This window comes from Mucilaginibacter sp., assembly GCF_025362475.1.
Lineage (GTDB): Bacteria > Bacteroidota > Bacteroidia > Sphingobacteriales > Sphingobacteriaceae > Mucilaginibacter.
On record NZ_JANYGH010000008.1, the window covers coordinates 113043 to 139109 of the forward strand.

The following is a 26067-nucleotide window of genomic DNA, read 5'->3' on the forward strand; positions in this document are numbered from 1 at the left end:
GTATAATGCTTTATAACGGAGTAAGTAAAATATTATCTTTCGGAGAACTTCTTTTGAGAATTTGTCCGGATAAAGAAAGTGACTGGCTTAATAAAAACACATTGCCTTTTTATATCGGCGCTGCAGAGCTAAACGTTGCAACTGCCATGGCGCGTTGGAAACTACCATCCAAATATTGTACTGTTCTTCCCGGCAATGGAATATCTTCTCAGTTAGTTAATCACTTAAAGAAGCTTCATATTGATACCTCTTCAATCCTTTATCTTCAATGACAGATTCATATTCGTTGCTCATTAAATATAGCTCGTTGGTAGTTCAATATTTTACCTAAGTCTTTTTGTTGTACCTCATCCCATTTTTCATTCGTTACTTTCGCAAGGTTGTCCTTTTGTTTTGACGAAAGGTTGGACAATTCCTGGTCTAAGAAGATGACATGTTGATAGAAGTAATTGCCTATTAGCGGCTCAAGCATACCGGCTTGATATGACTATGTTTTAACTGTGCGATTTGTTCGCATAAAATGCATGATTCCATAATTGGAGTAAGATATGTAATAATTATTTTGCCCGGTAAAATGAGTATTTTCTAAGTGCGGATTATTTTTTCTGATTTTTTTATTAGTAAAGTATAACTGAACATTATCATAATCAATTGGAAAGCTTATCAAAATATTAATATTTCACTTTGAGAAAATTAAGCTTTTATCTTAAAATCGTTGGTGTTTTTTTTCAATAATTTTCTTCGCAGCTACGATTGCCTCCATATCACGATGAAAGTTAGAACTTTTGCCGCTTCCCTCTACCAAACAGGCGAAAGCGGCAAAATCCAGATTTAATTCTGGTATGCCGCTTTTTTCATTGCTTATAAGTTGCTTAAAATAAGCAATATACAAAAACAGAAGATTTATTCGTTGGGTTCGAACTTCTTCTTTTTTCTTGCTAAAAGTAATACCATCTGGAAACACTAATGACTGGATCTTTTGCTTAACCACCTATACGGCCTGATCAATTTTTAAAAAGGAGAAATATAATGGCAAAAAATGAAGAAGTAAAAAACGGAACCATCTTCCCGATTGGTAATGAAAATGATGCCTATGCGAAGTATTTTGTAGGGCAGAGTTACCTTAAATCACTGATCGCTGATCCTGAAGTAAACGTCGGTGTTGGGCAGGTAACATTTGAACCAGGATGTAGAAACAACTGGCATATTCATCGTGGGGGCTTTCAATTATTATTGGTGACAGGAGGTGAAGGCTGGTACCAAGAAGATGGTAAGCCAGCTCAACATTTAAAAGTTGGAAACACCGTGGTTACACATGATGGCGTAAAACACTGGCATGGTGCTACAAAAGACAGCTGGTTCGCGCATATTGCGATCACTGCAGGTACGCCGAAATGGCTGGAACCAGTGGATGATCAGCAATTTCAATCTGCCGAATCATAAGACCCAGTGGAGTACTATTTGTGAAGGAAATGTAAATATGTTTTCCAGCCAAATTATAGAATATTTGAAGTCTTATAGTTCAGCAATGCTTTAGAGCTGGATCATATTTTATTGATGAATATAAAATATTACCTTAGTGGCATGGTCTGATAAGCATATTATTGAACCATTAACATTTAATATGAAAGTATTAGAAAATTGGAGCTTCATGTTGTTTATCTTATTAATGGTTACGACGTCCTGTAAAGAAAAAAGTGCCCACCAAGAATTAAGCGTTGTAGATTCTATTTCTGGCAAAGAATTAGAAGTGCCGGCGAAGGCACTTAGAGAAAAGGTATTGACTGCAGAAGAGCAGGCCGCCTTGACACCTGACCAGGTAATAGACAGTCTCAGATCAGGTAACCGGCGTTTTGTTCATAACGACCTGACGTTAAGAAACCATACCGAAATGGTACGAAAGTCAGCCTCAGGGCAGTATCCTAAAGCAGTAGTCTTATCCTGTATGGATAGCCGAGTGCCTGTGGCAGACATGTTTGATAAAGGAATTGGCGATATGTTTGTACTGCGTGTTGCCGGAAATTTTGCCAATACGGATATGTTAGGAAGCATGGAATATGGTTGCAAAGTTTCAGGTGCAAAGGTCATATTGGTGCTGGGGCATCAGTCATGTGGTGCTATTAAAGCAGCAATTGGTAACTATCAATTAGGGAATATTACGGCGATGTTAAAGAATATCAAGCCATCTGTTGACCTTTCAAAAAAATTTGAAGGTGACAAGACTGATAAAAATAAGGCCTATGTTGAACTGGTGACGAGGAACAACGTTCTGAATACAATTCAGGAGATCAGGAAAAGAAGCCCTATTTTAGATCAAATGGAAAAAAACGGCCAGATTAAAATTATTGGCGGCTATTACAACACAGAAACGGGGGTAGTTACCATTTTATAACGAAAAAGGCGATTAATATCGCCCTCTTCGTTATAGAATGTTTCGCTTTTAGTATTTTCTATTTTTGTTGAACTGAACACGATAGGCGGCATGTATACTAATAAAAGAAATATTTGTACCATCATTAACGTCCGAACTTTGATACTTTAAGGCCAGGTCTAATTTATCGATCGAGTGGCCTGCGGTTAGCGCGTCAGCAAAGTAAGTTTTTGTTTGTCCAGCCAGTTGAAAATTATTAAAGGCATATATCGTATTGATAGCTACACCAGCCTGTGATTCCAAATAGAAATTGGAGAAACGGTAACTGTAGCCGATGTATATTAGCCAGCTACGGTATTGTGCATGTATTTTTGCCGGTAACAGATCCTTTTTCACCCCGAAATGATTATAACCAACTTCAAAAGTAACTTACTGCGGCGCTTGACCGAACCCAAATAGCGTCTTTGCTGAAAATCCATAACCAAGCATAGCCAGATCGGATAATTGTCCTACAGGTATGGATAATTGTGCGCCAACTTGTAGCTCCTTATTGCTTTTTTGTGCATAAGCGGTTCTACAGAAGATACAAGCGGCTAATGGAAATAAAAATATTGCTTTCATAAGTAAAAATATTTAATGGGAGTCGGGAGAATTTTTGTCGTGGATATAGATATCGTGCTGCTGAAATGGAATTTGGATTTGGTTTACGCGGAACGCTTCGGTAAGGATCATGATCAAATCACTTTTTACAGCATTCGATTCTGAAAGGATCTTAACCCAGAAATAGATGTGCAGGTCGATCGCGCTTGAACTGAACTGATCATACTGGATAAGATAAGCCGGATGTTTGGCCAAGCGTTCTTCGGCCTCTAAGATATCGGTAACCACCTGCCGCACTTTTTGCAGGTCGGCATCGTAAGCAATGCCCACAACAATAACACTTCGTTTGTGGCCGCCAGCCAAGGTCCAGTTAGTCAAATGCGTGCTTAACAGGTCACCATTGGGCATGATCAGGTCTGCCCCATCCCAAGTGGAAATTATGCTGCTGCGGAAACCGATCGACTTCATGGTGCCGCCCTGCCCGCCAATATCAACCACGTCGCCGACGTTTACCGGTTTTTCGAAAGCAATGATCAAACCGCTGACCAGGTTATTCACCAAAGTCTGCAAGCCAAAACCAATACCAACGCCCAGGGCTCCCAATACAATGGTCAGCTTATCTATCGGTATGCCTGACGCTGCCAGCGCCAGGAACAACCCAATGCTTAAGATGGATATACGGATCAATAGCAGCCAGCTGCCCACCCGTTGTATACCTGTTTTTTCCATATGATCGGTTTTTTGTCCGTGGTCAGCAGCAAAAAAAGATACGATATGAGAGATGATCACCGCAGTTCCCATGATGGCGACAAATAAGGTCAGGTTGATGATGGTAAAGGTATAATCACCTAAGGTACGCTCGGCACTGAAAAAATCCCGTAGCGGCCCGGCAAATGACTCAAAGGCAAGAAAGTTTCGCCCAAAAAGTACCAGCCAGCCTATCACCATCAATACATAGAGTAAAGTGGGCGCCCTTTGCCCTACCTTCTCAAAATTGAGGTAGAATAGTTTTTTATCTTGTTTGGTATAGACATTATAAGCCAAGAAAAGCCCTTCGTTAATCAGTCTGACGATCCAAAGAAAAATGATGGCGATAACCACATTCATATACCCGCCGATCATCATTGACTTGGCCAAGTTATACCTGCCGAAAATGTTTGCCAGTATCGACCCAAATTCCAGGGCGGCCCCCAAGCCGATCGCATAAATGATCCATTTTTCGCGAAGCTTTTCTTTTTGCCCTGTGCGGAGTATGTTCACACTATAAACAAAACCTACTGCTGCCGTTAACAGCAGGAACCATCGCTCAGAACGGGATGCCTGTAAGATTAAGTTATCCAGGGAGGATAGAACAAAAAGCACCAGCATGACCAGCCACACTTTCATCCAGTAAGCGTTGATATATCCACGGAACAAGACCGTTAAAAACACCCCGGAAATGATATAAAATATGACACCCGCGATGAAAGGCTCCGAATAAAAGAAAAACTGATAAAGGTTGGTAACGATAAGTATAGCTGAAATGATGGGATAGCGTAATACTAACTGACCGTTAAAATCCGGGGTGATCAATCCATTTTCCAGATATATATTCTTTAACGAATTGAGATAAATAAAAGAAGTGAAGATCAACAGGAGCAGTAAACTCAATTTGCCTTTGTTGTTTTCTACGAAGAAAACGAAGGTTAGGGACGCTTTTCGTCCCGCTTGTTTTAAGATATCCTTGAAAGGGCGGGAAGAAACATCTGTTGTCCAGATATTTGGAAATTCGCGATCGAAGGTATTTTCAGCCAATTCTTTTTGACTGTGCGCGATCTCGTCAAGGTTTGATTGCAATTTAAATATGGTAAGATTAACATCATTGAGTAAAACAAGCACATTACCGCTCGCTTGCTTCAACACGCTATCTACCGGGTGCGCTTCATAAGCGACCACTACCAGTTGTCGCATATATTTTGATATTCCTACCGAGTCTTTAGGGAATTTAAAAATAGATGGTGCGCCAAGTAACGAATCCAGTTCATAGCGATAAGTATTTAACTGGTATTGGTATAGGTCCAATTTCGCCTTACGAGCAAGTGCCTTGTTCAATAACTCATTTAATATATTACCTGTTGCGGTCAGGTTCCGGAAGGTCTGCGCTGTTCCCTTATTGGTAAAAACGCCATCGCCGGCAGTTTTAAAATCTTCATCGATTAGTTTCAAGTCAGCCAACACCCCGGCAGTATCTACACCATGTTTAAGAAAGATCTTAGCTTTCTGCGTGTTTTTCTTTATTTCTTCAAGCGCTTTTTTTTGATCAAGCGTGGCCTTATCTGCATTGAAGTCGTTGACGCTTTCCTGCGCTTCGCGTTTTGCAAAAGCCTGCATCCGGGCTACATAGTCCAATTTTACGCTATCAGGTTTTCGTTTGGGGATATCTGGTTGCTGGGCACGTAAAGATAAACCTGACAGGCAGCATAAGGATATCAGGTAAAAAGGTAAAAACTTCAGTTCAGTCATAGCGTGATGTTCGTTATAAAGGTAATGATCAAATATTAAAAACAATAATCAAAGCAACTAGCCTTGTTCACCGTTCATCTAAATATTTCTAAATTGCGTAAAACTTAACTCGCACACTTATGAAACGTGTTTCTTTGATCATAATCACCCTGTTTATCGCGATTAACAACATCAGCGCTCAAACAAAAACGGCACCCAAACTCGATGTCATTATCAAAACGAACGGCGATGAGATGAAAGGTAAGATTACCAAGATCAATGATGACGGCCTCCAATTCATTTATGCAGGTGAAACTTTGGAGTATTCGGTAAAAAAATCAGATATCTTACGCATTATCCATTCCAGCGGAAGAGTGGAGATATTCAATCAACCCGTACAACCTGCCCCGGAACGGAAGAAAGACGAGGTGACCATGGCGGCTTCACCGGTTGATCATCATAACAAGATCGCCATATTACCATTCGGGTTTCTGATGGACCGCCAACCCGGCTCAGAGGAAGTGGGTTTCAAAGCGCAGGACGATACATATGCTTACTTAGTGCAGCATTCAGCTGGCTATAACATACTGGATACGCGTACCACCAATGCGCTGTTGATCAAAAACGGGATGACCGGTGAAAAAATGCGAAGCTTTACCATGAAGGAAATTTGTGATGTATTGGGTGTAGAATATTTGGTTAGTGGCACCGTGATCCAAAATAAAGGCGCGCAAACAAGTTCTTCAAGCGGCTATGGTGATACTAAAGTAAAACGCGACGGAGATAATAAAGTAAAAGGTGTAAGTACATATGGGTCTACAAATAGCTACTCCCAGCAGCGCTATGAAGTAAGCGTTGGCCTTGGTATTTATATGGATACCAATGCCAGTATCTATAATCAAACGCATAAAGCATTTTTTACCAATACAAATGGGTCTTACAGCAGCCCGCTCGAATATCTTTTAAAAAGATGCCCTTTGTATAGGAAATAGACTTTTATAGTAAACGGGGTTGAGTAAAAACCTTATCCCGTTTACTATAAAAGAATGGTTTTTTAAACACGCAATCACCTGATTATTATTCCGATAAGCAGTCGTTTTTTTGTTTGGCTTTTGCCAGAAGCGGGTCGGCTGAGTTCTTTGTAATTTCTTGGCAGGTAATTTTGTTTACGTAACCACTTTGCGTGCTTGCAACACTAATATAATTAGCCTGGCCCTCAACCACTGTTATAGTCAACGGTGTCGATTTTTTGCCATTGGAAATGCCACCGCTGACTACACTAATTGTATGTTTACCAACGCTTAGATCATGCACCGAATAAGATTTATTTTTCAGCTTGCAAACGAGCTTGTCATCCACATAAAACCGGTAATTGACGGCAGATCCTGTAAAACCGGTTGACCTGATCAAATAAACCTGCCCCATTTTTGTTTGCGAAAAGGCGTTTACAGAAAAGATTAAAAGAAAGGTTAGCAGTGTGAATAGGCTTTTTGTTTTCATAGCAATAGTTATAATAAATTTATGTCTATTATTTTTACACGAAAATAATGATATTTTATTTGAACCTGCGCGCTCCGCTATGAATAAAACTTTATACAAAATATTACTTATCATTATTTTATGCCCCGGCATGGAATCATTTGCACAAAATCTGCCACAAACAGCGTATAAAGCATCGCAAAAGATTGGGTTAACACTTAGCGGTGGCGGCGCTAAAGGTTTGGCTTACATTGGTCTCCTTAAAAAATTGATTTATTAGGAATAATAATATGCCGCTTTTTCTATTACCATAACCAGTTGTAAATAAACAACATACAAAAACACAAATTTATTCGAGAAGTTAAACACCCATCAATTTTTTTACTGTAACCGATGCGGTTGGGAATAGCAAAAATTAAATTACTTTCCAAATGAATAACTTCATGCAGGGAGTTGATCAAAAAAAACAATATCCACAGTATATAACGTATTAATGTTATAGCGGGATTAAAAAACTTCACCGGTTTTCAGATCAGTTATTTTTAAATTTTCAAAATGCCCTATCCCGGCAAACGAAACTTTAACGCCCATTATTTTACCAATGGGTTGCGTATATTTTGTTTTGAATACTTCCTTAGAGTTTATAAGTAACGTCACCTTTTTATTTTCTACATGAACCGTTACCACTGCCCCTGCACTCAAATCATACCCCAATGCCCGAAGATCATCTTTTTCACCATCTTTATGCTTTTCCGAAAATTGATAAACATTCCACACTGCACATTCCGGTTTAATAATTCCTAAATAATGTTTGTCATTTTCACCAAAGATGCTAATGTGGGTTTCTGAACACCTTACACCCGGTCGGCTTTTTGAACTGGTAATATTTACCGAAAGTTCAAAATCATCGCCATTAATATGGGTTGGTTTAATGTTTGCATAGTGAATAAAAAATGTACGGTTTGTATCAATGCCTGATTTAAAAACCTGGGCAGCCGAAATGTTCAGTGCCTTACTTTGTGCAAGGTCCGGATCTAAAACAGGATAAACCCTGGTAGTATCATTCCACAAAGATGCTGTTGCCGTCCATCCTTTTGTTTGTAAATAAACATAAGCGGTATCAATTGGCTTGTTTTTATAATAAAGCTGTGGGTAATACCTACCTGGTACCTCATAGTAATGACTAATAAGGCTGTCATTAAAGCTTTTTCTTTTTAATTTTTCATCACCAAAATCAATACAGAATTTGGATGCTGAATCGGGCAATATTCCCTTTACGTCCAGTTTAAAAAATGCGGAGTGTGGAGTTTGTCCAACAGGATTCAAACATTGTAAGGCAACATTTTTAACTTCAATACTACCTTTATCAAAGCCCTGTATTATAAAAAACGCTATACCAATACCTATAATAAACAATGGCACATATAACCAACCTTTATTAATTGTTTTGGCAACTACTATTTTTGGGGATGTAATTGTAACCCCAGCTAAAGGGCCTTTATTATTTTCAACAGGGTTAACTAATTCAAATTCATACCAATCGCGATAGCCTACAAACTGGGCAAGGGCATCACGCGTAGCTTTTTGAGGATAATAATAATCGGATGTTTTCTGTTTCCTGAATATTCTTTTCAGCGTGTTTTCACTAAGGTGGACTTTGGTTTTGCGTAATAATAAGCCACTTAATTTAATATAATCACTGTTTGTCCAATCGGAGATGGGTTTATCACCAACCTGTTCAGCTATTTTTTTGCAGCAAACACTAACCTGTTGCAGTGATATAGGATTTTGAACCTGATCAAAACGAATGTCCATTTGGTATAACTTATTGGTTTTCAGGCATTTGACTTGTCATTTTTTTGCTCAATTCTTTGCACAGGCTATAACTTAATTATGCCTTCACTAACGAATTAAATTTACATAAAGCTAACGAAATCTTTGTTGGGCTTGCAACAACCAATTATTCAAAACTAAATTAAAATTTGAAAAATGAAAAGAAAATTACTACTTCTCGTCGTGTTTTTAAGTCTGCAATATGTGGCATTTGCGCAGACTAAAAATGTAACAGGCATTGTAACAGATGCTCAAACAAATACACCTATACCTGGTGTAAGTATTACTGTTCCAGGAACCAGTATTGGAACTGTAACCAATGCAAAAGGCGAGTTCAGTATTCAGGTTGCTGATGCTGTAAAACAGGTTCGCGCTACATTTTTGGGCTATGAAGAAAAAACAATAACACTTACCGGCAATCTGCTTCGTATCGGTTTATCTGGCAGCAACAAAAGTTTAAATGAAGTTGTAGTAGTGGGCTATGGCACTTCAAAAAAGAAAGACCTGACAGGTTCCATATCAACAGTAAGCGGCAATGAGATAGCCAGCCGCCAAACTATTCAGGTTACAGAAGCATTGCAGGGAGCGGTACCGGGCGTATCTGTTACAAGAAGTAATTCGGCGCCGGGTGCGGGTTCATCTATCCTGATCCGCGGTATAACTACATTAGGTAACAGCACCCCGCTATTTATAGTGGATGGGGTACCGGTTGGCAATATTGATAATATCAATGGCACTGATATAGCTTCATTAACAGTGCTAAAGGACGGGGCCTCGGCAGCGATCTATGGATCAAGGGGTGCGGCAGGCGTTATATTAATCACTACAAAAAGAGGTGTGGAGGGCAAAACCAACCTGGAGTATAGCTATCAATATGGCCTGGAGAAACCTACTGCATTACCCCAGTATGTTGATGCACCAACTTATATGAGTTATTTTAATGAACAATCTACAAATGACGGGGCAGCTTCCGGGCCGTATAAACAGGATTATATTACCCATTTTGCAGATAGTTTGGCCAAAAACCCCAACAAGTTTCCCTTTGCAAATACCAATTGGCTAAAGCTTGTTTTAACCAATAAGTATGCGCCGCGGCAGGAACACAACCTGTCTTTTACCGGCGGTTCAAAAAATGTAAAAACCAGGGTTTCGATTGGCTATCAAAAGGTTGGCGCTTTTTATGATAATTATAATTACGAGCGCTATTTGGTAAGGGTAAGTAATGATGTGCAGGTAACTTCCCGTATCAGCGCTAATATTGATCTGGGCCTTAGGCGCACCAATACACTTGCGCCAGTGACCAATCCATTCAGCGGGCAAACACCTTTTTATGAAGCCGAGGTAATGCCGCCGGTATATGCGGCTTATTATACCAATGGGGCCTATGCCCTTGCCAAAGATGGCCGTAATCCATTGGCGCAATTGCAGCAAGGCGGTACTCAGGAAACTCATTTAAACCAAATGCAGGGCCGTCTGGCTTTAAATTATAAACCTATTGACGATATTACCATAACTGCTTTGGTTGCCCCAACCTTCGATCTTGATAAAAGTAAATCTTTTTCTAAAAAAATAACATATACCAATCCGGATGGATCACCTACTACCTTATCTAATACTGCATTAACTACGCTAAGAGACAGCAGTACTCAAAGTTACCAGCTAACCACTCAATTATTGATCAATTACAATAAGGTATTTGCCGGTAAACACAGTGTAACTGCGCTGGCAGGTTATGAAAGTCTGGATAATCAAAATGAATCGTTAGGCGCTTCGCGACAAGGCTTTGTGCTAACTGATTTTCCGTATCTCGATTCAGGATCGCAATTGTTGAGGGATAACTCCGGTAATGCCTCTGAAGTTGCCTTACACTCTTATTTTGGACGTTTAACCTATAATTTTGATAATAAATATTATGCGCAGGCCAATCTGAGGGATGATCAGTCATCCCGTTTTGCGCCAGCTTATCGCAAAGCGCTTTTTCCCTCATTTTCTGCCGGCTGGGTACTTAGCGAGGAAAAATTCATGAAAAATATCCCCTGGTTATCATTTCTTAAGTTAAGAGGATCATATGGAGAAGTGGGTAACGAGCGTATCGGCAATTATCCCTACCAGGCTACCATTGATTTTAGCACCGCGTTGTTTTACCAAAATGGCGCTGTAGTTCCCCTTAATGGGGGGGCACAAACGGTTTATGCGGTAAATAACATATCCTGGGAAACCACCCGCACAACTGATGTTGGGCTTGATGCAACCTTATTGAATGACAGGTTAAGCATTACGGCCGATTATTATAAAAAACGCACCTATAATATCTTACTGGGCTTAGATATTCCGCTTAACCTGGGTTATGATAAGCCGCAGCAAAACGCTGGTATCATGGATATAAAAGGCTGGGATCTGGCCCTTAACTGGCACGATAATATAAATCAACTGAAATATTCAATAGGATTTAACATTTCGGATGCTAAATCAAAGATCATTGATATGAAAGGTACACAGCTTTTAGGTGATCAGGCAACATTTTTAGGTTCGGAGTTTAATGAGTGGTATGGTTACCGTTCGGCAGGTTTATACCAAACAAAAGCTGATGCAGCCGCATCGCCAAGAACCAGCGCAGCTGTAACTGCAGGCGATATCAAATACATTGATCAGGATGGTAATGGTGTTATTAATGCGAATGACAGGGTGTTGCTTGGTGGTTCACTGCCGCGTTATCAATATGGCGGCAATATCAACCTTGCCTATAGCGCTTTCGATTTCGGAGTGAACTTTCAGGGTGTTGGCAAACGCTTAAGCCGTTTAAATAGCGATGTTACCCGCCCTTTCCTTGAATCGTTCGGAAGCTTCCCGCAACTGCTTGCCGGAAATTTCTGGAGCGTGAATAACACTGCCGACCAAAATCTTGCTGCAAAATATCCGCGTCTTTCAAATACCAGTGCAAATAATAATTATGCATTTTCTGATTACTGGCTTATCAACGGAGCTTATTTCAGAATAAAAAACGCCACGTTGGGTTACACCATGCGTAATACTAATTTCCTGAAGAGCGCCGGGATAGAATCATTCCGGATTTATGTGGCAGCCAATGATTTTTTCACCAGCAGCAAGTTTCCTAAATATACTGATCCCGAATCCGGAAATGCCTCTTATCCCATTGTTTCAACATTCCTGATCGGGGCAAGCGTAAAGTTTTAGTCTGAAATAAGATCAATAAAAAACAAAATGAAAAAGATAACCATCACTATATGCCTTATAGCTGCAGTTACGTCTGCATGTAAAAAGCTCGACCTTAGTCCTCCGTCTTCACCATCAACCGCAAGTTTTTACACCAATCAAGCCGAGCTTGAACTGGCAGTAAATGACCTTTATCGTCAGGTATTCTGGATTTCATCAAAAGAAAGTACCGGAACCTTTGAAGAGTTTTTTTCTGATAACTGCTACTATCGCGGCGGCGCGGGTTCAAACCCCATCATAGCCGGCACGCTATCTTCCAGCGATGCTAATACGCAAACATATTACCAAAATTGCTACAAGGCGATAGCGCGTGTCAACTCATTCCTTGAAAATGATAACAGGGCTGCTTCAAACACTCCGGCCGCCACAATTTTACGGCTGGAGGGAGAAATGCGGCTGATCAGGGCATTTCAGTACTCAAAACTGATATCACACTTTGGCAATGTGCCCTTGATCACCAAAACACAAACGCTTAGCGAAGCCGCTACGGTAGCCAGAACGGATAAAAACACGGTATATAAAGCAATTTTAGCCGATTTTGATTTTGCCGCACAAAACTTGCCGCAAACCTACGCCACATCGGAGGTTAAAAGATTGACCAAAGGAGTTGCCCTGGCATTAGAAGCAAGGGCGGCTTTGTATATGGGAGATTGGGCAACGGCTAAAACAGCTTCATTGGCTGTAATGCAGTTAACGGGTGCCGGGTCATATACGCTTAATAATTCATACAGCGCACTTTTTCAAAAAGCCGGAGAAATGAGCACCGAGATCATTTTCAGTATTGTTCGCGATCAAACCCAAAAGGTGTATGACGTACCTGATGATATACTTACCCGTAATGCCGGTGGTTTTGGGGCAACTATGCCTACGCGCGAATTTGTAGATGCTTTTGAGTGTACGGATGGTAAGCCAATAAATGAATCGTCGCTTTATGATTTTCATAACCCTTTTAAAAACCGCGATCCGCGTTTAACGGCGACAGTAGTAGAGTTTGGTACACAATGGCTGGGATACTCCTACATGCCACATCCAGATAGCCTGACCGTTTACAGTTCTAAACTAGGTAGACGGGTTACTAACAATGACACCCGCGGAGTGGCGCCATTTGCAAGCTTTACCGGTTTTGTTTGGCGGAAAGGGGTTGAACAAAGCTGGTCTGATCTTCATGTGGATGATAATGATGCCATTGTTATCCGCTTTGCCGAAGTGTTACTCACTTATGCCGAAGCTAAAATAGAGTTAGGCGAAGCCGATGCTACCGTTTTAGATGCCCTTAATCGGGTAAGGGCCCGGGCTTATGGTGTTAATGTAAGCCAAACAACGGCATACCCGGCCATTACAACTTTAGATGTTGCACAGTTGCGCACAATTTTACGAAGGGAGAGGAGAGTTGAGTTTGGTTTTGAAGGCTTACGCTATATGGATCTTATCCGATGGAAATTAGCTGAAAAAGCATTGACCCGCCCTATTATTGCCTTGCCAGATCCTGCCGCGCAAAACCGGGCAAAATGGCCGTTCCCGGGAGTTACACCGCTGGATGAAGATGGTATTGCCGATTATTCATCGTTTGGGACTGATGTTAAGGTGCAGTTTGTACGGGCATTTGATAAAAATAAACAATACCTATGGCCCATTCCAGATGTAGAAAGAAGAGCCGACCCTAATATTACTCAAAACCCCAACTATTAAATATCCGCGAAAGCAATTGCTAAGGGGGATAATCCCCTTAGCTTATTAAAAATACCGTCTAAATAATGAAAAATAAAATAATGATTTGTGCTGGCATTGTCGGCAACTTTCTTCTGAGTAATCCTATAAAAATTGTAGCCCAGGCCCCAGTCAAACACCTAAAAATAAGTGGTGTATATCCGCATTTAGCCACATTTAATGAAGGCTGGCCAAAAACAGAAAAAGACACTAAGGGGTTTGGCCAAGGTTTGGAAAATGGTATTGGGGCAATTACCCCCTGGGCAAACCAACTGTGGATGGTAACCTACTCCCCCCATCAGCCCAATGGAAGCGCAGATAAACTCTACAGTATAGATAATAACCTTAATGTAACCATTCATCCTGAAAGTATTGGTGGCACACCGGCAAACCGGATGATCCACAAAGAATCTAACCAGTTAATTACCAGTAATTATTTTATTGATGCCTACGGCAAAGTAAGAACTATTCCTTTTTCGGTAATGCCCGGAAGGATGACGGCAACCGCCCGGCATCTTACCGACCCGGCTAACAAGGTATATTTTTATGATATGGAAGGTAAGGTTTACGAGGTTGATGTACATAGCTTAGCCGTTAATAAGCTATTTGAAAAACCAGTACCCGGCTGGCATGGTAAGGGTGCATACACAGCTCAGGGTCAATTTGTTGTTGCAAACAATGGCGAAGACGCCATATTTAAATTAACCAAGGATGTACTTAAAGTAGGTGATGTACCAAAAACACCCGAGGAAAAAGGCGTACTGGCAAGCTGGGATGGTAAAGCCTGGAAAATAATTGAAAGGAAACAGTTTACTGATGTTACAGGGCCCGGGGGCATCTACGGTTCGCCAAATGATAAAAGCCCGCTTTGGGCTATGGGTTGGGACAGGCGTTCGGTTATATTAAAACTATTGGACGGAGGAAAATGGTATACCTACCGTTTACCTAAAGCCGCACACACTTACGATTCATGGACAGGTTGGTATACCGAATGGCCAAGGATACGTGAAGTTGGTAACGGAAAAATGCTGATGGATATGCACGGCATGTTGTATGATTTTCCCAAAACGTTTTCCAGAGTAAACAGTGGGGGTATTTCGCCGGTAAGTACACATTTACGTTATATACCTGATTTTTGCAGCTGGAATAACCAGATCGTAATATCAACTGACGAAACTACTGTACTTCAAAACCCAATGGCAGGCCGTGCCCAGTCAAACCTTTGGTTTGGTCAGTGGAGCGATCTGAAAACCTGGGGAGGCGCCACAGGCTGGGGAGGACCCTGGGATACGGATACGGTAAAGGCAAATACATTTTCTGATGCTTTCCTGATCAATAATTTCAACAAAAAAATACTGCATGTTGCCCAGTCATCTAACCAGGAAGTTAATTTCACGATGCAGGTAGATAAGGCTGGTAATAATAATTGGGTTAATTATAAGATTATTAAAGTGCCGGCCAATGGCTATGTCAATTTTATTTTTCCTGCAGATTTTAAAGCTACCTGGGTAAGATTTAAAACCGATAAAAATTGTATCGCATCAACATTTTTCCATTTTACGGGAATGGAGCACGAAAAACAAGACCCCATATTTAACACATTAAGTGATATTACCGATAAAGATGCCATTAGTACGACATTGATCCGTCCGGCAAACTTCAACAAGAACCTGCAGGTATTATCAACCGTTAATGGTAAAAGCAGCTATGCAGAAGTTGATGAAAAGCTAACATTTTCTACGGCTGGGGCAGATAGTACTGCACAAGTGAAACGTATCGCGTCGCTTGATAAAACCTATAAGGTTGATGATGCATCGGTAATTATAAAAGATAAAACCGGAACATTCCGTTTACCAAAATCGTCCAACGTTTACGAAAGTTTTCCGTATCGCGACCATCGTGAAGTGGAATCAGAGCGTTTTATGTTAAATATCCAGGGAACTTTTTACGAGGTAGGGCGGGATGCCGGATTTATAGCGCTTCGCCCAATTACTACACACCATAAAAAGATCGTGGATTTTTGTACATGGCGCGGATTGCTGGTTATGAGCGGCACAAAAACAAACGCAAAAGCTGATGGACATTACTTCGGCAATGCAACAAACGGCCTGTGGTTTGGCGCTATTGATGATCTGTGGAAAATGGGCAAACCCGTAGGTGAAGGTGGTGTATGGAAAAACTCAAACATCTTGGCTAATCAGCCTTCCCTGCCATATTTAATGACGAGTTACGATAAGAAAAAAGTTTCAATAACATCGGATAAAGATGTAAACATTAAACTGGAGATAGATTTTGATCTCAACGGTTGGCATACCTACAAAAGTTTCCATATCACGGCAGGTAAAATAGTTAATTATACCTTTCCGAATGGCTTTAGCGCCCATTGGGTAAGGGCTACAGCAGATAAAGACTGCAACGCTACCGTTTGGTTTAAATATCTGTAATAGCAATGAATGTGATAGATGCTCAGGGTCATAAAAACGCCATTCTTTACCTGTAAAGCACCACCGTAACTATAGCAGCTCTTGGATATTTTGTAAATATTTATGCCCTGCTTTTATTTGGCATTGTAAGGCTGCCAAGCCTCGCCGAACTGGGGTTAAGCGAACAAGCGAGATTCGTGGAAGGTGCCAATATATTGAACTGGCAAATGAGCGGCCTACCTATTGGGGTATTATATGGGGAATACTTGGAGATAAAAAAGGCCGACTGTCGGTTCTATCCGGGTCAATCATTACCTATTCTATTGCAAATACTGCCTGTACTTTGTTCATGATGTGGCTCTATATAAGCTATTCCGGTTTATTGCCGGGATAGGCTTGGCTGCTGAACTTGGCGCAGGCATTACTTTAGTTTCCGAAAGCCTGCCGCAAAGGTTACGGGCTATCGGCACTTCTGTCATAGCCGGGGTTGGGTTACTTGGGGCAGTGGTCTGTTATTTTACGATCAAGCTTTTTAGCTGGCGCAATCTTATTCACTTAAGGATTATTTACTGGAACATAAGGTAAGCACCGTAGGGAATGGAGGCAACGGGTGTTTACTGGTATGTGCTTTACGATATTATTTTGATACGGGTTTATATGCCTGACTGCTGCATGGTTGCCAAACGCGTCAGTTCTTTTTGTAAAAATAGAATATTAGGCTAAACGCAAAATCAGTATCAATGCGCTGCGGCAAAAAGATTTATAGAGGCCGATATCTGAATCATAGTGAGAGTATTTATATTACATCTAAAATCAGATACGAATTAAGATGTATTCACCGAACTTTATAAGTTTACAAATAATAAGTTTGAATTTCCTATTCAAAAAAATAAACGATAAGCATCACGCAGTTTTCTGTAGTGCTATTTTTAGGGACATGAGGAAGGCGTCCATCAAAAAACAAACTATCCCCCTCCTTTAAATTGTAAACCTGCCCATTAATTAGATAATCTATTTCACCTTTTAAGATATATTTATATTCAAATGCTTCTGTAGACACTTAATTTCTCCGAGCTTCAGGCTGAACCTATAACATGACAAAATCAACCGTACTTTCTTTCAGGCTGCGGGTGAATATTCGTTTGTAGATAAACCCGATTGTATTTTCCTTCTCAAAACTTTCGTAATCTTCTTTCCGCTGAACTATAACCATAGGCTCGGTCAGATTAAGTTTGACAAAAAAATCGCTGACACCGATTTCCAATGATTAAATAATATTAAATAGAACCGGCAGAGAAGGTATAGTTCTTCCATTTACTTTGTGAGATTAGTCCTTTTGTTACACCGCTTTTATCTGCTAAACCTTGCAAGGTAAGCCCTTTTCTGTCCGTTGGTTTTTAATTCGTTTACTAAGCTCTATTATTAATTCTCCCTGCATGTAATTTTATATTTCGACAAATAGACCTATCAACAAATAGTTTAACTGCTAATTCAACACTAATATTTATTATAGTTTTTTACCTCAAGATAGTCTTAAAATTAAACCCTACGGCTAACCTCCAAAACGATCTAATGCACAAGACATAAAAAACTTACCAGGGCAAAGAAAAAGTTTTTTCATGAGAAAAGCATTTATCGCTTCAACCACCCCTTCTTTGATCCCTAGGCCCGAATCTTTAATTCCCACAAATGGCTAATTTTCAATACGATAACCAGGCACCTCATTAATATTTACTGTTCCAACTTTTAGTTCCTTTACAAAACGTATCGCATGGGTCATGTTATTTGTTACTATTCCTGATGATAACCCAAATGCAGTTGAATTAGATAATTGAATGGCTAATTTTATGATACTTTGAAGCTTTGGCTGTATTTTTTCCATGATATGTTAAGGTTAGAGGCTTGCTTTTGCGTTTTCCGGCAACTAATGAGTACCGTTAACAGTGAAATCGAACACATCAAAATTGCGTGGGTCGCCTTGTGTTTTCATTTTATAGGCTTTGTTTAAAGGATGTGAAACAACCAGTGGCACCATTTCTTCATAACGTCCTCCATGCGAGCGTAAAGTTCCGTCAAGGGCCGCCAAATCATGATGGGCGGCGGTTTTACCAACTACAACATCCCGTGCCGATAGTACAAACAGATCACCGGTTCTATCCGCGGGTTGCTCTAATACGCGGCATCCTGTTTCCTTATCATAAACTTCGGTAACACCAGGCTGTACGGCCAGCCAGTTTTTAACTTCCTGAATTTTAATTGTATTTTCTATATGCACAACTACATACGAGCCTAAAGCACCATGATGTTTTACGTAAGGATCGGTTATTGGGCAAATTACCTTAAATCCCTCACCAAACTTTTCTGTAAGCATGGTTTCGATAAACAATACATTAGGGCTTCCATCTGCTTTAACCTTGGCGTTCATACCATGATCTGCCGTTGCACCAATAATAGCACCCAATTCAAGCATCCTGCCTAATTCGGCATCCTGAGCTTCGTAAAAAGCGAGCGATTCTTCGGTATCTGGCGCATAGGTATGCTGCATGCAATCAGTTAGTGATAAATATAAAAAATCGGCCATTCCCTTCTTCATCAAGGCTACACCTGCGCGTAACACAAACAAGCTGGCATCGGCACTGTAAATTTGTGGTGTTTTATGACCTAACGTTTCCTCTAAGTTACCTATACCATGGGTTTCAACGGTTGCCTGATCCACCTTTTCGGCCGAAAAGGCAATTCCGTTTAATTTGAACAAGAGGATATCTCTCAACTTTTCTTTTGCTGTCACAACCGCCATTTTACGGCCCGTATTAGCCGCAGCAGCCAAAAGTGTTTCGGCTCTAAGAGTCTGTCTAAAAACGGTTGGATAAAATTGATAAGTGTTGAAAAGTGAATAAAAAGGCCATCGCCCAATGGAAGAATAGTCACTAATTGTGAATAACGACAAACGCAGTTAGTATGACAAATTATCCAACCAATTTAAGCGATAGCCAGTGGCAATATATATCAAATTTTTTAGATACAAAACGTAACAGGAAGTATCCATTAAGAGAGATAGTAAATGCCATTTTATACGTTGTGAAATCGGGTTGTCAATGGCGGATGCTTCCGGGAGATTTCGCGCCCTGGAAACTGGTCTATTATTATTTTGATAGCTGGAAAAAGAACGAAATTTTTGAGTTGATAAATGAATGTTTGGTTGAACAAACCAGGCTAAAGCATGGTAAAAAAGAACAACCTACAGTAGGTATCATTGATGCTCAGTCGGTAAAATCAACGCTTGTAAGCAGCCAAAGCAAAGGATTTGATGCAGGAAAAAGAATAAAGGGGATCAAATGACATATCATCGTCGATACGCTTGGGATGGTGCTTGCAGTAATTATCCACGGAGCCTCGGTCCAGGATAGGGATGGTGCATTGGAAGTAATCAGTAAACTACTTGAAAACTGGAATAGGATTGTTAAAATATTTGCTGATAATGGTTACCGGGGAGCGTTGATCGAAAAGGTAAAAACCAAATTCAAAATAGGATTTGAGGTTATCAAGCGCACTGAATTACATGCCTTTAAAATATTGCCCAAGCGATGGATTGTGGAACGAACCTTTGCCTGGATTGACACCAATAGACGCAATTCGAAAAATTACGAACGTTTAAATAATACAAGTGTCGCTATAGTACATTTATCCGCTATAAGAATTATGTTGAACCGTTTTTAGACAGACTCTTAGATATTCAGAAGAGTTCATCATTACTTCCTGATCTTTTTCACAATCGTAAAAAAATTTCCGCAAATGCCATGTATTGCCGGGTTAACACCTGTTACAATCGAAGAATTATTAACATTGGTAAAGGAAGGTAGGGCGCCACGCACCATACCGCGATAACCTGCTAATGCCATTTTTTTTAAATTAGGCATACGATCATGGGCCATGGTAGTATCCAGATACTCGTCTGCAGAACCATCCATACAAATTACTACAATGGGTTTGGCAGGCGGGGTATAGGTTTTCCCGTTTACAGAAAATGATTTGGTTGAGATATTATTCATTCGTATTACGTTTCTCTAAATTATATTTCTCCATAGCATCCGAAGACTTGTTTAAAAATACAATGGGTAGCCAAACCACCATGCAGAGTATCGTCATTGGTTACCAGTGCGTGACCATATTTAAAGAGATTTTCTGCTTTTTGGGGCATCCCGGCCTTTGAGTTTGGCGAGTAATGATCTGAAGAAAAAATGCTCCAGGTTACTGTGTCACCTAAATTCAATGCTTTTCCAAGATAGTCTCTGCGTGTATGCGATTCAGAAAAAGCAATTATTTCACCTACAATTTCATGCCAGAGAACAGTAAGCACCTTTTCCTTGCGCAAACCGCAATAAGTATGAAGATCGCTTCCGCAAATAGTAGTATAAAGGTTTTTAACCAGTATTGCTCTTGGTTTTAAAGACGGTATGGTTTGTTCATTCATCGACATGGGCTGGCCATGTCCTCAAAAATGACTAAGATTGCTTTGTTCATCTTATTTTTATTGATACTATAGGTCATTAGGATGTGCTAATCAGCTTCTTTATTTTTATTAGCATCTTGTTTTTTAAGCTTGGTATATAGTTATACTAAACTTCAACCTTGTATTTTGGTGAAAATTAAATCACTGATAATATCAAAATCTTTCAGAAACAATATAAAAAGAATGGTGAGGCTTACGATTAACCATGTAAGATATCCGCTTGATAATGCAAATACAAATAATCAAAAAAATTAAATAAAGCCTACCGATCATTTAAATATGCCTTTGGGAATAGCGCCAGTCCAGCTATCCGGGATTTCCTTAACGCCAAATATCTTAGCTAAAATCAAAGCGGTATTCTCATTGCTGTTAAATTCGGTAATAAGTCCGCGTTTTTTGATCTGAGGACCTGTTACAGCCCAAGGCACCTGCATTTCGTTCATAGATATACCGCCATGACCTTTATTTATGCCACCATGATCCGTTATCAGTAAAAAATGAGTGCCTTTGTACAACCCGGCAGTTTTAAGCCGATCTAACAATTTACCTATGGTGATGTCGGCATCTTCAATGGCCTTGATATACGGAGGAGTCATCCAGCCGTAATCATGGCCAACATCATCCGTATACCCATTATATAAAAAAACCAGGGTTGGATTTTTCTGATTTTTAACGATAAAGTCATAAGCTTTAGCATAGTTAGCCTGGCATCTGTCGCTATCCTCGAATGAGATCTCATCTAAATATTTTTTATTGATCGGGTTGATCAATTCCTTCCAATTATAATAATAAGCTGTTTTAACACCTGGAACCTGATCCTTTAAAAGTTTAAAGATAGAGGGATAGTAACCTTCCTGGTCAGTATCTATAGAGGCCAGGGAATGTTTTTCTAATGTCCAATCATTACTTGTTATACCATGTTCCTCGGGGCCCGAGCCGGTTAGGTGACTGGTCCAGTTTGGCAAGGTTATAGATGGCATTACCGGCCTGGTTGTTAAAGATAACACACCATCCGCAATCATCTTATCCAAGTTAGGGTGTTTGGCCACTTTAAAACCTTCGGCGCTAAAACCATCGAGCCCAAATATCAAAACGCGGGTTGATTTCGTTTGCGCCTTTACGGCATCATAAGGAAATGTAAAAATCAAAAGAAACAGAACTGAAAATATACGTTTCATAGTAATATGTATAAATGATGAGTTTACAATTCAAATATAATATAAAGGTTTACCAATACTAAACATTAGTGATAATCTTATTATTAATCAAAGTCGGGGTCTCCTTAAATAATTTGATGGCTGTAATCTGCAAAAGATGTTTAACTCTCATTTATACTTTACGCAAAACCGCATTATTATGGAATTCTGAATTTTATAATCAAAAAGTCTTACCCGTTAATTACATACACAACTAATAACTCACTAACAGATATCATTTAATTTAAACGCTAAATTCATTAATCCTTTTATTGGTTTTCTTTTATTTTACCTTACTGGTATCAACTTCCCAGTTGTCTGTTCTAAAAGGGACAACAGGTAATCCTGCTTTACTAAAAAGGTTGCCTATCCCTGCATTACTAAATTGATAACGAACAGCAGTTGGTACTTTTACTTCGGTGCTTGACGCAATGATTTTTTTTCCTTTTATTTTAACCATCGCGGGATAAAAAACCTTATCGGCACCTGCTATAAATATTTCTTTTGGCTTTTCTCCTTTAAGCACTAACCCCGTTTCTGCATTATCAAAATCAATCACTATGCTGCTTCCATTGACTTTGAAGGATTTTAAAAGCGGACTTTTATAGGCATTTTTCTTTATGCCATAAGTTTCGCCCAAAGCCAAGTTGGCCAGGCGCAGGCCCACATCTTTTTTATTTGAGGGATGAACGTTTAAAGTATCGTTAACCAAATCAGAAATTACCACCATTCCCGTTTTTGCAGTGGAAAGGCTTTTGGTTTGAGCCTCTCTCAACAATGCACCTACATTGTATTTATCATATTTAAATGGGGCTATCTGCACATAATAAAATGGAAAATTCTTGTTCCAGGCTTTACGCCAGCCCATTATCATGGTGTTTATTAATTCCGTATAGCTTGATGACGCATCTCTGTTACTTTCGCCCTGATACCAGACGGCACCTGCAATGTTATAATTAACAACAGAATAGATCATTGTATTGTAAGCATAACCAGGATTTACAGGCCACCATGGGGTAGGTTTATTATTTTTTTCCGCAGCTTTTAGTATGGCATTATTTTCAATTAACTCTGCCGGCGTCCATACTTCGGCGGGTGTACCATCCCAACTGCTGTTGATAAGTCCGATGGGCACATTCAAATCTTTGTTCAGGTATTTGCCAAAATAATAACTCACAGCACTGAATATCTTGATAGTATTGCTATCGCATGCAGTCCAAGTACCATCACAATTATCCTGCGGTGTTTTAGAAGTATTTTTAGGCATGTTAAATAGCCTGATATTAAGCTTGCTCAGTTGTGTAAATTCATCCTTAATACTGAAAATGCCTTTTATGTAATTTCTATCCATATTTGATTGGCCGCTGCATAACCACACTTCGCCTATCAGAATATTTTCGAGTATAATTTTATTTTCACCTTGCAGTGTAATGCTGTAAGGCCCCCCTGCCTTTGGCGTTTGAATATCAATTTGCCAATTAGCATTTCCATCGGCTGATGTTTCTATAGTTTTATTGTCCCAGGACGTGGTTACTTTTATCTTCTCAGCAGGTACAGTAGCCCAACCCCATAGCTTAGCAGTTGATTGCTGCTGGAGCACCATATTGCTGCTCAATATCTTGGGCAAGCGAATGCTGGCGTTTAGCGATAAAGCGAAGAACAAAAGAATAAGGAAGAAAGGGTATTTTTTCATCTGTTTATATTTTTTATACTTTTTTAAAATCTGTTTTTCTTTTACATCCAATAAAAAGCGATTAGTTAATTTTAATATCCCACCAACTGATCAGCAATAAGAACTGTCACCTTCTTAATCTATACTTTGGGGATTTTCAGTGCCAGTGCCCCATCCAAGCCGCGTAAAAGTATTAGGCCCGATATGTATAAATGATATAAATTCGTTTTTTAAGGCATTAAGTTGATTGGCTGTTGGCACTGCATGCGCAGCTTTGTATATAATGGTAGCCTTACTATCGTTTGATGCTATAACAATTGTGTTTTCGATTTGATGCTATCGCTTTGCGCGTTTGCAGTTGCATAAAACATTGCCATTAAAACTGGCAGAACAAATATTTTTTTTATTGAGCTTATATAATATAGTGCCATGAAATTTATGACATCAACTTCTGATTTTTACAAAACTCCTTTTATTGCAAATACCTTGGTATGCTTATCTCCTGCTAATTCAGGTACATGGAATTGCAGTTTATCTTTATCCTGTTTAAATGAGATCTTTTTTGCGGAGCCCAATAATTTTATGGAAATGATCTTTTTTGAATTATAGGGCGACGACAATCCCAGACTGGGTAATTCAATCAGTCCGGCTGCGGGATTTAAAACAAAAACATATAAGGTATTGCTTTTGGTTGTAAAGCGAACTTCATCGTGCGGGTAGGCCGGGCTTGCAATAGTACGCTCGTTAAAGTCTTCGCTTTGCTTTTTTGCGGTCGCAAGATCAGTTTCACTGATGCCTTTTACAGGTTTATTTGCCGAAGCTAAATTATCACCATAAATTTTCCACGGTTTGCTGGCATAAATAGCCTCAGCATTGCGGTTCATCCACATGCCAATAGTATCCAATATCAATTTATGATCGTGCGGGATAGTGCCATCAGGCAACAACTCTACATTTAATAACAGGTTACCGTTTTTACTCATAATGTCTGTAAGTGTTTCAATAACTGTTCTGGCATTATGCCTTATGGGTTTGTCTTTTTTGTAAAACCAGCTTCCAAACGTAAGCGTGCCTTGCCATGGATAAGGCAATATTTTAGTAGCTCCGCCACGCTCTATATCTTTTACTGTAGATGGCTCATTGTTAAATTTGCCCGCTATCACCGCGGTTATTTTGCCGTGCTCCTGTAACTGATGATTAAAGAAATAAGTGCACACCTCCTTGCCATAGTCGCCATAAGGAAAACCATAGCCGTCAAACCAAAGCATATCCACATCATATTTACTTACCAGTTCGTCGATACGTTTTACATAAGTCTCTTTAAGGCTTTTTATCCATTCGGATGTGCGCTTTTCAGGCGGTAAACCGTATAGATCAGCAGGATCCAGTCCTTCCCACCATTTGCCTTTTCCATCGGCTTTCGTTATCCTTCCATCGTAAGGCGCGCCTTTTTTGGGTCCTGAGGTGTCTGCGCCAAAGGCAGGTAGCCACCAGCTAAGAAATCGATCGTCATGCGAGCTTACGCCAAACGGTATTTTATATTTTACCGCCGATTTTTTAAACAAGCCGATGATATCTTTCTTTGGCCCAACGTTTACCGAGTTCCACGGTTGGTAAGTAGAATTAAAATTGTCGAAATGATCATGATGATTAGCAAGGGCAACAAAATATTTGGCCCCTATACTTTTAAAATATTTTAACAGCGCATGGGTATTCAATTTTTCGGCTTTCCATTCATGTATCACATCCTTAAAGCCTTTTTTAGACGGATGCCCATAAGTTTTTACCTGATAAGAATAAGCGTTTTCCCCCAGTCTTCCTTGCCTACGTTTTGCATATACATGTGCCTGGCATACCAGCCGCCGCCATACTCCGGCTCTGTTTGTGCTCCCCAGTGTACCCAAATGCCAAAACGCGCCTCGGTGTCCCATTTTGGAAATTGATATACTTTTCGGAGTTCTTCCCAGCTATGTGTTTTTTGCTGGGCAGACGCTGATATAGCAAATGTGGTGGCAATAAGAAAGAGCCATGATTTGGCATGATTAATTTTCACAATTTTTAAGTTTTAGCCAATTGGTGATGGACAAGATACTATTTGCAATTTCCTGTGCATTGTCACCAGAGATAATATTATTTACGCCGATGGTTATTACCATTATTTTAGGTTGAGCTTTAACATAATTCCCGTGTTGCAGGCGCCAAAGCAGGTTTTGGGTTCTATCACCAGAAATAACTGCACATTCCCTTTTCTCCCGTCCATTGTTAACGAACTGATATTTACCTTAAGGTAATTTTATCCGCCGTTCTACGGGCATATCGCCCCAATTAAAAACAGAATAGACTGTTTGATTTGGTAATCGTGTTACACCAACCTCGAATTTTTCATTTTCAAACCTTGCCGCCATTCCGCTAGTACTGCTAATACGATTTGAATTGACGATTACCCGTAATCACTGAAAAATATTTTTTTAAGACAGCTGGTGAACTAAGCAAATGATGATTGCAGCACCGGAATACCCTCCCAATTGCTTTAATGCCAGCGAGATATGTTTCTCTACAGT

General features: G+C 39.9%; 25 protein-coding genes and 1 pseudogene. 10 read left to right on the forward strand and 16 right to left on the reverse strand.

Annotated elements, in window-relative coordinates; translation table 11 throughout:
- Positions 1-5: 5 nt before the first annotated feature.
- A complete protein-coding gene (locus Q0R88_RS04230; protein ID WP_295712705.1) occupies positions 6-272 on the forward strand; it encodes a PfkB family carbohydrate kinase in 267 nt (88 codons plus the stop codon).
- Between the two features lie 434 nt (positions 273-706).
- Here the strand turns inward: Q0R88_RS04230 and Q0R88_RS04235 are convergent, their stop codons facing one another.
- A complete protein-coding gene (locus tag Q0R88_RS04235) occupies positions 707-991 on the reverse strand; it encodes a hypothetical protein (protein WP_295712708.1) in 285 nt (94 codons plus the stop codon).
- 38 nt (positions 992-1029) lie between these two features.
- On the opposite strand from Q0R88_RS04235, the gene Q0R88_RS04240 reads away from it, so the two are divergent.
- Both Q0R88_RS04240 and Q0R88_RS04245 read left to right on the forward strand, forming a co-directional pair.
- A complete protein-coding gene (locus Q0R88_RS04240) occupies positions 1030-1443 on the forward strand; it encodes a cupin domain-containing protein (RefSeq protein ID WP_295712710.1) in 414 nt (137 codons plus the stop codon).
- Between the two features lie 181 nt (positions 1444-1624).
- The gene (locus Q0R88_RS04245; RefSeq protein WP_295712713.1) at positions 1625-2392 is read left to right on the forward strand and encodes a carbonic anhydrase family protein; all 768 of its coding nucleotides are present in this window, start codon (positions 1625-1627) and stop codon (positions 2390-2392) included.
- A 48-nt stretch (positions 2393-2440) separates the two neighbouring features.
- On the opposite strand, the gene Q0R88_RS04250 is transcribed toward Q0R88_RS04245, so the two are convergent.
- The 3 genes from Q0R88_RS04250 to Q0R88_RS04260 are packed head-to-tail and all read right to left on the reverse strand — an operon-like array spanning position 2441 to position 5473.
- Positions 2441-2767 carry a hypothetical protein gene (locus tag Q0R88_RS04250; RefSeq protein WP_295712717.1) on the reverse strand — a complete coding sequence of 109 codons (327 nt, stop codon included), beginning with the start codon at positions 2765-2767 and terminating at the stop codon, positions 2441-2443.
- A gap of 33 nt (positions 2768-2800) precedes the next feature.
- A complete protein-coding gene (locus tag Q0R88_RS04255) occupies positions 2801-2992 on the reverse strand; it encodes a hypothetical protein (protein WP_295712720.1) in 192 nt (63 codons plus the stop codon).
- 12 nt (positions 2993-3004) lie between these two features.
- On the reverse strand, positions 3005-5473 hold the full coding sequence (locus tag Q0R88_RS04260) for a mechanosensitive ion channel domain-containing protein (protein WP_295712722.1): 2469 nt from the start codon (positions 5471-5473) through the stop codon (positions 3005-3007).
- 119 nt (positions 5474-5592) lie between these two features.
- Between Q0R88_RS04260 and Q0R88_RS04265 the strand changes: the two genes are divergently transcribed.
- Positions 5593-6444 carry a FlgO family outer membrane protein gene (locus Q0R88_RS04265; protein WP_295712725.1) on the forward strand — a complete coding sequence of 284 codons (852 nt, stop codon included), beginning with the start codon at positions 5593-5595 and terminating at the stop codon, positions 6442-6444.
- An 85-nt stretch (positions 6445-6529) separates the two neighbouring features.
- Here Q0R88_RS04265 and Q0R88_RS04270 read toward each other — a convergent pair whose 3' ends face one another.
- Positions 6530-6952 carry a DUF2846 domain-containing protein gene (locus tag Q0R88_RS04270; RefSeq protein ID WP_295712728.1) on the reverse strand — a complete coding sequence of 141 codons (423 nt, stop codon included), beginning with the start codon at positions 6950-6952 and terminating at the stop codon, positions 6530-6532.
- Positions 6953-7031: 79 nt separating this feature from the next.
- On the opposite strand from Q0R88_RS04270, the gene Q0R88_RS04275 reads away from it, so the two are divergent.
- Positions 7032-7211 (forward strand): hypothetical protein, encoded by a 180-nt coding sequence (locus tag Q0R88_RS04275; protein ID WP_295712731.1) that lies wholly within the window; start codon positions 7032-7034, stop codon positions 7209-7211.
- Between the two features lie 227 nt (positions 7212-7438).
- On the opposite strand, the gene Q0R88_RS04280 is transcribed toward Q0R88_RS04275, so the two are convergent.
- Positions 7439-8746: a hypothetical protein gene (locus tag Q0R88_RS04280; protein ID WP_295712734.1), complete on the reverse strand. Its 1308-nt coding sequence runs from the start codon at positions 8744-8746 to the stop codon at positions 7439-7441.
- A gap of 174 nt (positions 8747-8920) precedes the next feature.
- Between Q0R88_RS04280 and Q0R88_RS04285 the strand changes: the two genes are divergently transcribed.
- From Q0R88_RS04285 to Q0R88_RS04295, 3 genes are all read left to right on the forward strand, one after another.
- A complete protein-coding gene (locus Q0R88_RS04285; protein ID WP_295712736.1) occupies positions 8921-11959 on the forward strand; it encodes a TonB-dependent receptor in 3039 nt (1012 codons plus the stop codon).
- A 27-nt stretch (positions 11960-11986) separates the two neighbouring features.
- Positions 11987-13687, forward strand: a complete 1701-nt coding sequence (locus Q0R88_RS04290; RefSeq protein ID WP_295712739.1) for a RagB/SusD family nutrient uptake outer membrane protein — start codon at positions 11987-11989, stop codon at positions 13685-13687.
- A gap of 65 nt (positions 13688-13752) precedes the next feature.
- Positions 13753-16149, forward strand: a complete 2397-nt coding sequence (locus Q0R88_RS04295; protein ID WP_295712742.1) for a hypothetical protein — start codon at positions 13753-13755, stop codon at positions 16147-16149.
- Between the two features lie 326 nt (positions 16150-16475).
- Here the strand turns inward: Q0R88_RS04295 and Q0R88_RS04300 are convergent, their stop codons facing one another.
- The 4 genes from Q0R88_RS04300 to Q0R88_RS04315 all read right to left on the reverse strand — a co-directional run bounded on the left by Q0R88_RS04300 (position 16476) and on the right by Q0R88_RS04315 (position 18916).
- Positions 16476-16607: a hypothetical protein gene (locus tag Q0R88_RS04300; protein WP_295712745.1), complete on the reverse strand. Its 132-nt coding sequence runs from the start codon at positions 16605-16607 to the stop codon at positions 16476-16478.
- Between the two features lie 398 nt (positions 16608-17005).
- On the reverse strand, positions 17006-17188 hold the full coding sequence (locus tag Q0R88_RS04305) for a cupin domain-containing protein (protein WP_295712747.1): 183 nt from the start codon (positions 17186-17188) through the stop codon (positions 17006-17008).
- A 633-nt stretch (positions 17189-17821) separates the two neighbouring features.
- Positions 17822-18010, reverse strand: coding sequence for an aldehyde dehydrogenase family protein (locus tag Q0R88_RS04310; RefSeq protein WP_295712750.1), 189 nt, complete (start codon positions 18008-18010; stop codon positions 17822-17824).
- A 42-nt stretch (positions 18011-18052) separates the two neighbouring features.
- Positions 18053-18916 (reverse strand): alkaline phosphatase family protein, encoded by an 864-nt coding sequence (locus Q0R88_RS04315; protein ID WP_295712753.1) that lies wholly within the window; start codon positions 18914-18916, stop codon positions 18053-18055.
- A 170-nt stretch (positions 18917-19086) separates the two neighbouring features.
- Between Q0R88_RS04315 and Q0R88_RS04320 the strand changes: the two genes are divergently transcribed.
- Complete coding sequence (locus Q0R88_RS04320; protein ID WP_295712755.1) at positions 19087-19467, forward strand: transposase; 381 nt, start codon at positions 19087-19089, stop codon at positions 19465-19467.
- A 6-nt stretch (positions 19468-19473) separates the two neighbouring features.
- Positions 19474-19845, forward strand: a complete 372-nt coding sequence (locus Q0R88_RS04325) for a transposase (protein ID WP_295712779.1) — start codon at positions 19474-19476, stop codon at positions 19843-19845.
- A gap of 32 nt (positions 19846-19877) precedes the next feature.
- Here Q0R88_RS04325 and Q0R88_RS04330 read toward each other — a convergent pair whose 3' ends face one another.
- From Q0R88_RS04330 to Q0R88_RS27165, 6 genes and pseudogenes are all read right to left on the reverse strand, one after another.
- Positions 19878-20177, reverse strand: coding sequence for an alkaline phosphatase family protein (locus Q0R88_RS04330; protein ID WP_295712758.1), 300 nt, complete (start codon positions 20175-20177; stop codon positions 19878-19880).
- A gap of 20 nt (positions 20178-20197) precedes the next feature.
- Positions 20198-20605: an alcohol dehydrogenase catalytic domain-containing protein gene (locus Q0R88_RS04335; protein WP_295712761.1), complete on the reverse strand. Its 408-nt coding sequence runs from the start codon at positions 20603-20605 to the stop codon at positions 20198-20200.
- Between the two features lie 302 nt (positions 20606-20907).
- Positions 20908-21816: an ectonucleotide pyrophosphatase/phosphodiesterase gene (locus tag Q0R88_RS04340; protein WP_295712765.1), complete on the reverse strand. Its 909-nt coding sequence runs from the start codon at positions 21814-21816 to the stop codon at positions 20908-20910.
- 301 nt (positions 21817-22117) lie between these two features.
- Entirely contained in the window at positions 22118-23527 is a 1410-nt protein-coding gene (locus Q0R88_RS04345) for a sialate O-acetylesterase (RefSeq protein ID WP_295712768.1), read from the reverse strand.
- A 437-nt stretch (positions 23528-23964) separates the two neighbouring features.
- Positions 23965-24396 (reverse strand): alpha-L-fucosidase C-terminal domain-containing protein, encoded by a 432-nt coding sequence (locus Q0R88_RS27160; protein ID WP_366086730.1) that lies wholly within the window; start codon positions 24394-24396, stop codon positions 23965-23967.
- Between the two features lie 36 nt (positions 24397-24432).
- A pseudogene (locus Q0R88_RS27165) lies at positions 24433-25559 on the reverse strand (alpha-L-fucosidase); the annotation flags it as partial.
- Positions 25560-26067: the final 508 nt, after the last annotated feature.

What these genes read in the sequence shown, in the direction of transcription:
- Q0R88_RS04345 (WP_295712768.1), bottom strand. Translation starts at nt 23,527, where the DNA reads ATGAAAAAATACCCTTTCTTCCTTATTCTTTTGTTCTTCGCTTTATCG.
- Q0R88_RS04285 (WP_295712736.1), top strand. Translation starts at nt 8,921, where the DNA reads ATGAAAAGAAAATTACTACTTCTCGTCGTGTTTTTAAGTCTGCAATAT.
- Q0R88_RS04275 (WP_295712731.1), top strand. Translation starts at nt 7,032, where the DNA reads ATGAATAAAACTTTATACAAAATATTACTTATCATTATTTTATGCCCC.
- Q0R88_RS04270 (WP_295712728.1), bottom strand. Translation starts at nt 6,952, where the DNA reads ATGAAAACAAAAAGCCTATTCACACTGCTAACCTTTCTTTTAATCTTT.
- Q0R88_RS04310 (WP_295712750.1), bottom strand. Translation starts at nt 18,010, where the DNA reads ATGGAAAAAATACAGCCAAAGCTTCAAAGTATCATAAAATTAGCCATT.
- Q0R88_RS04335 (WP_295712761.1), bottom strand. Translation starts at nt 20,605, where the DNA reads ATGTCGATGAATGAACAAACCATACCGTCTTTAAAACCAAGAGCAATA.
- Q0R88_RS04320 (WP_295712755.1), top strand. Translation starts at nt 19,087, where the DNA reads ATGACAAATTATCCAACCAATTTAAGCGATAGCCAGTGGCAATATATA.
- Q0R88_RS04340 (WP_295712765.1), bottom strand. Translation starts at nt 21,816, where the DNA reads ATGAAACGTATATTTTCAGTTCTGTTTCTTTTGATTTTTACATTTCCT.
- Q0R88_RS04230 (WP_295712705.1), top strand. Translation starts at nt 6, where the DNA reads ATGCTTTATAACGGAGTAAGTAAAATATTATCTTTCGGAGAACTTCTT.
- Q0R88_RS04330 (WP_295712758.1), bottom strand. Translation starts at nt 20,177, where the DNA reads ATGAATAATATCTCAACCAAATCATTTTCTGTAAACGGGAAAACCTAT.
- Q0R88_RS04255 (WP_295712720.1), bottom strand. Translation starts at nt 2,992, where the DNA reads ATGAAAGCAATATTTTTATTTCCATTAGCCGCTTGTATCTTCTGTAGA.
- Q0R88_RS04245 (WP_295712713.1), top strand. Translation starts at nt 1,625, where the DNA reads ATGAAAGTATTAGAAAATTGGAGCTTCATGTTGTTTATCTTATTAATG.
- Q0R88_RS04265 (WP_295712725.1), top strand. Translation starts at nt 5,593, where the DNA reads ATGAAACGTGTTTCTTTGATCATAATCACCCTGTTTATCGCGATTAAC.
- Q0R88_RS04295 (WP_295712742.1), top strand. Translation starts at nt 13,753, where the DNA reads ATGAAAAATAAAATAATGATTTGTGCTGGCATTGTCGGCAACTTTCTT.
- Q0R88_RS04240 (WP_295712710.1), top strand. Translation starts at nt 1,030, where the DNA reads ATGGCAAAAAATGAAGAAGTAAAAAACGGAACCATCTTCCCGATTGGT.
- Q0R88_RS04290 (WP_295712739.1), top strand. Translation starts at nt 11,987, where the DNA reads ATGAAAAAGATAACCATCACTATATGCCTTATAGCTGCAGTTACGTCT.
- Q0R88_RS04260 (WP_295712722.1), bottom strand. Translation starts at nt 5,473, where the DNA reads ATGACTGAACTGAAGTTTTTACCTTTTTACCTGATATCCTTATGCTGC.
- Q0R88_RS04280 (WP_295712734.1), bottom strand. Translation starts at nt 8,746, where the DNA reads ATGGACATTCGTTTTGATCAGGTTCAAAATCCTATATCACTGCAACAG.
- Q0R88_RS04300 (WP_295712745.1), bottom strand. Translation starts at nt 16,607, where the DNA reads ATGACAGAAGTGCCGATAGCCCGTAACCTTTGCGGCAGGCTTTCGGAA.
- Q0R88_RS27160 (WP_366086730.1), bottom strand. Translation starts at nt 24,396, where the DNA reads ATGTGGATGAACCGCAATGCTGAGGCTATTTATGCCAGCAAACCGTGG.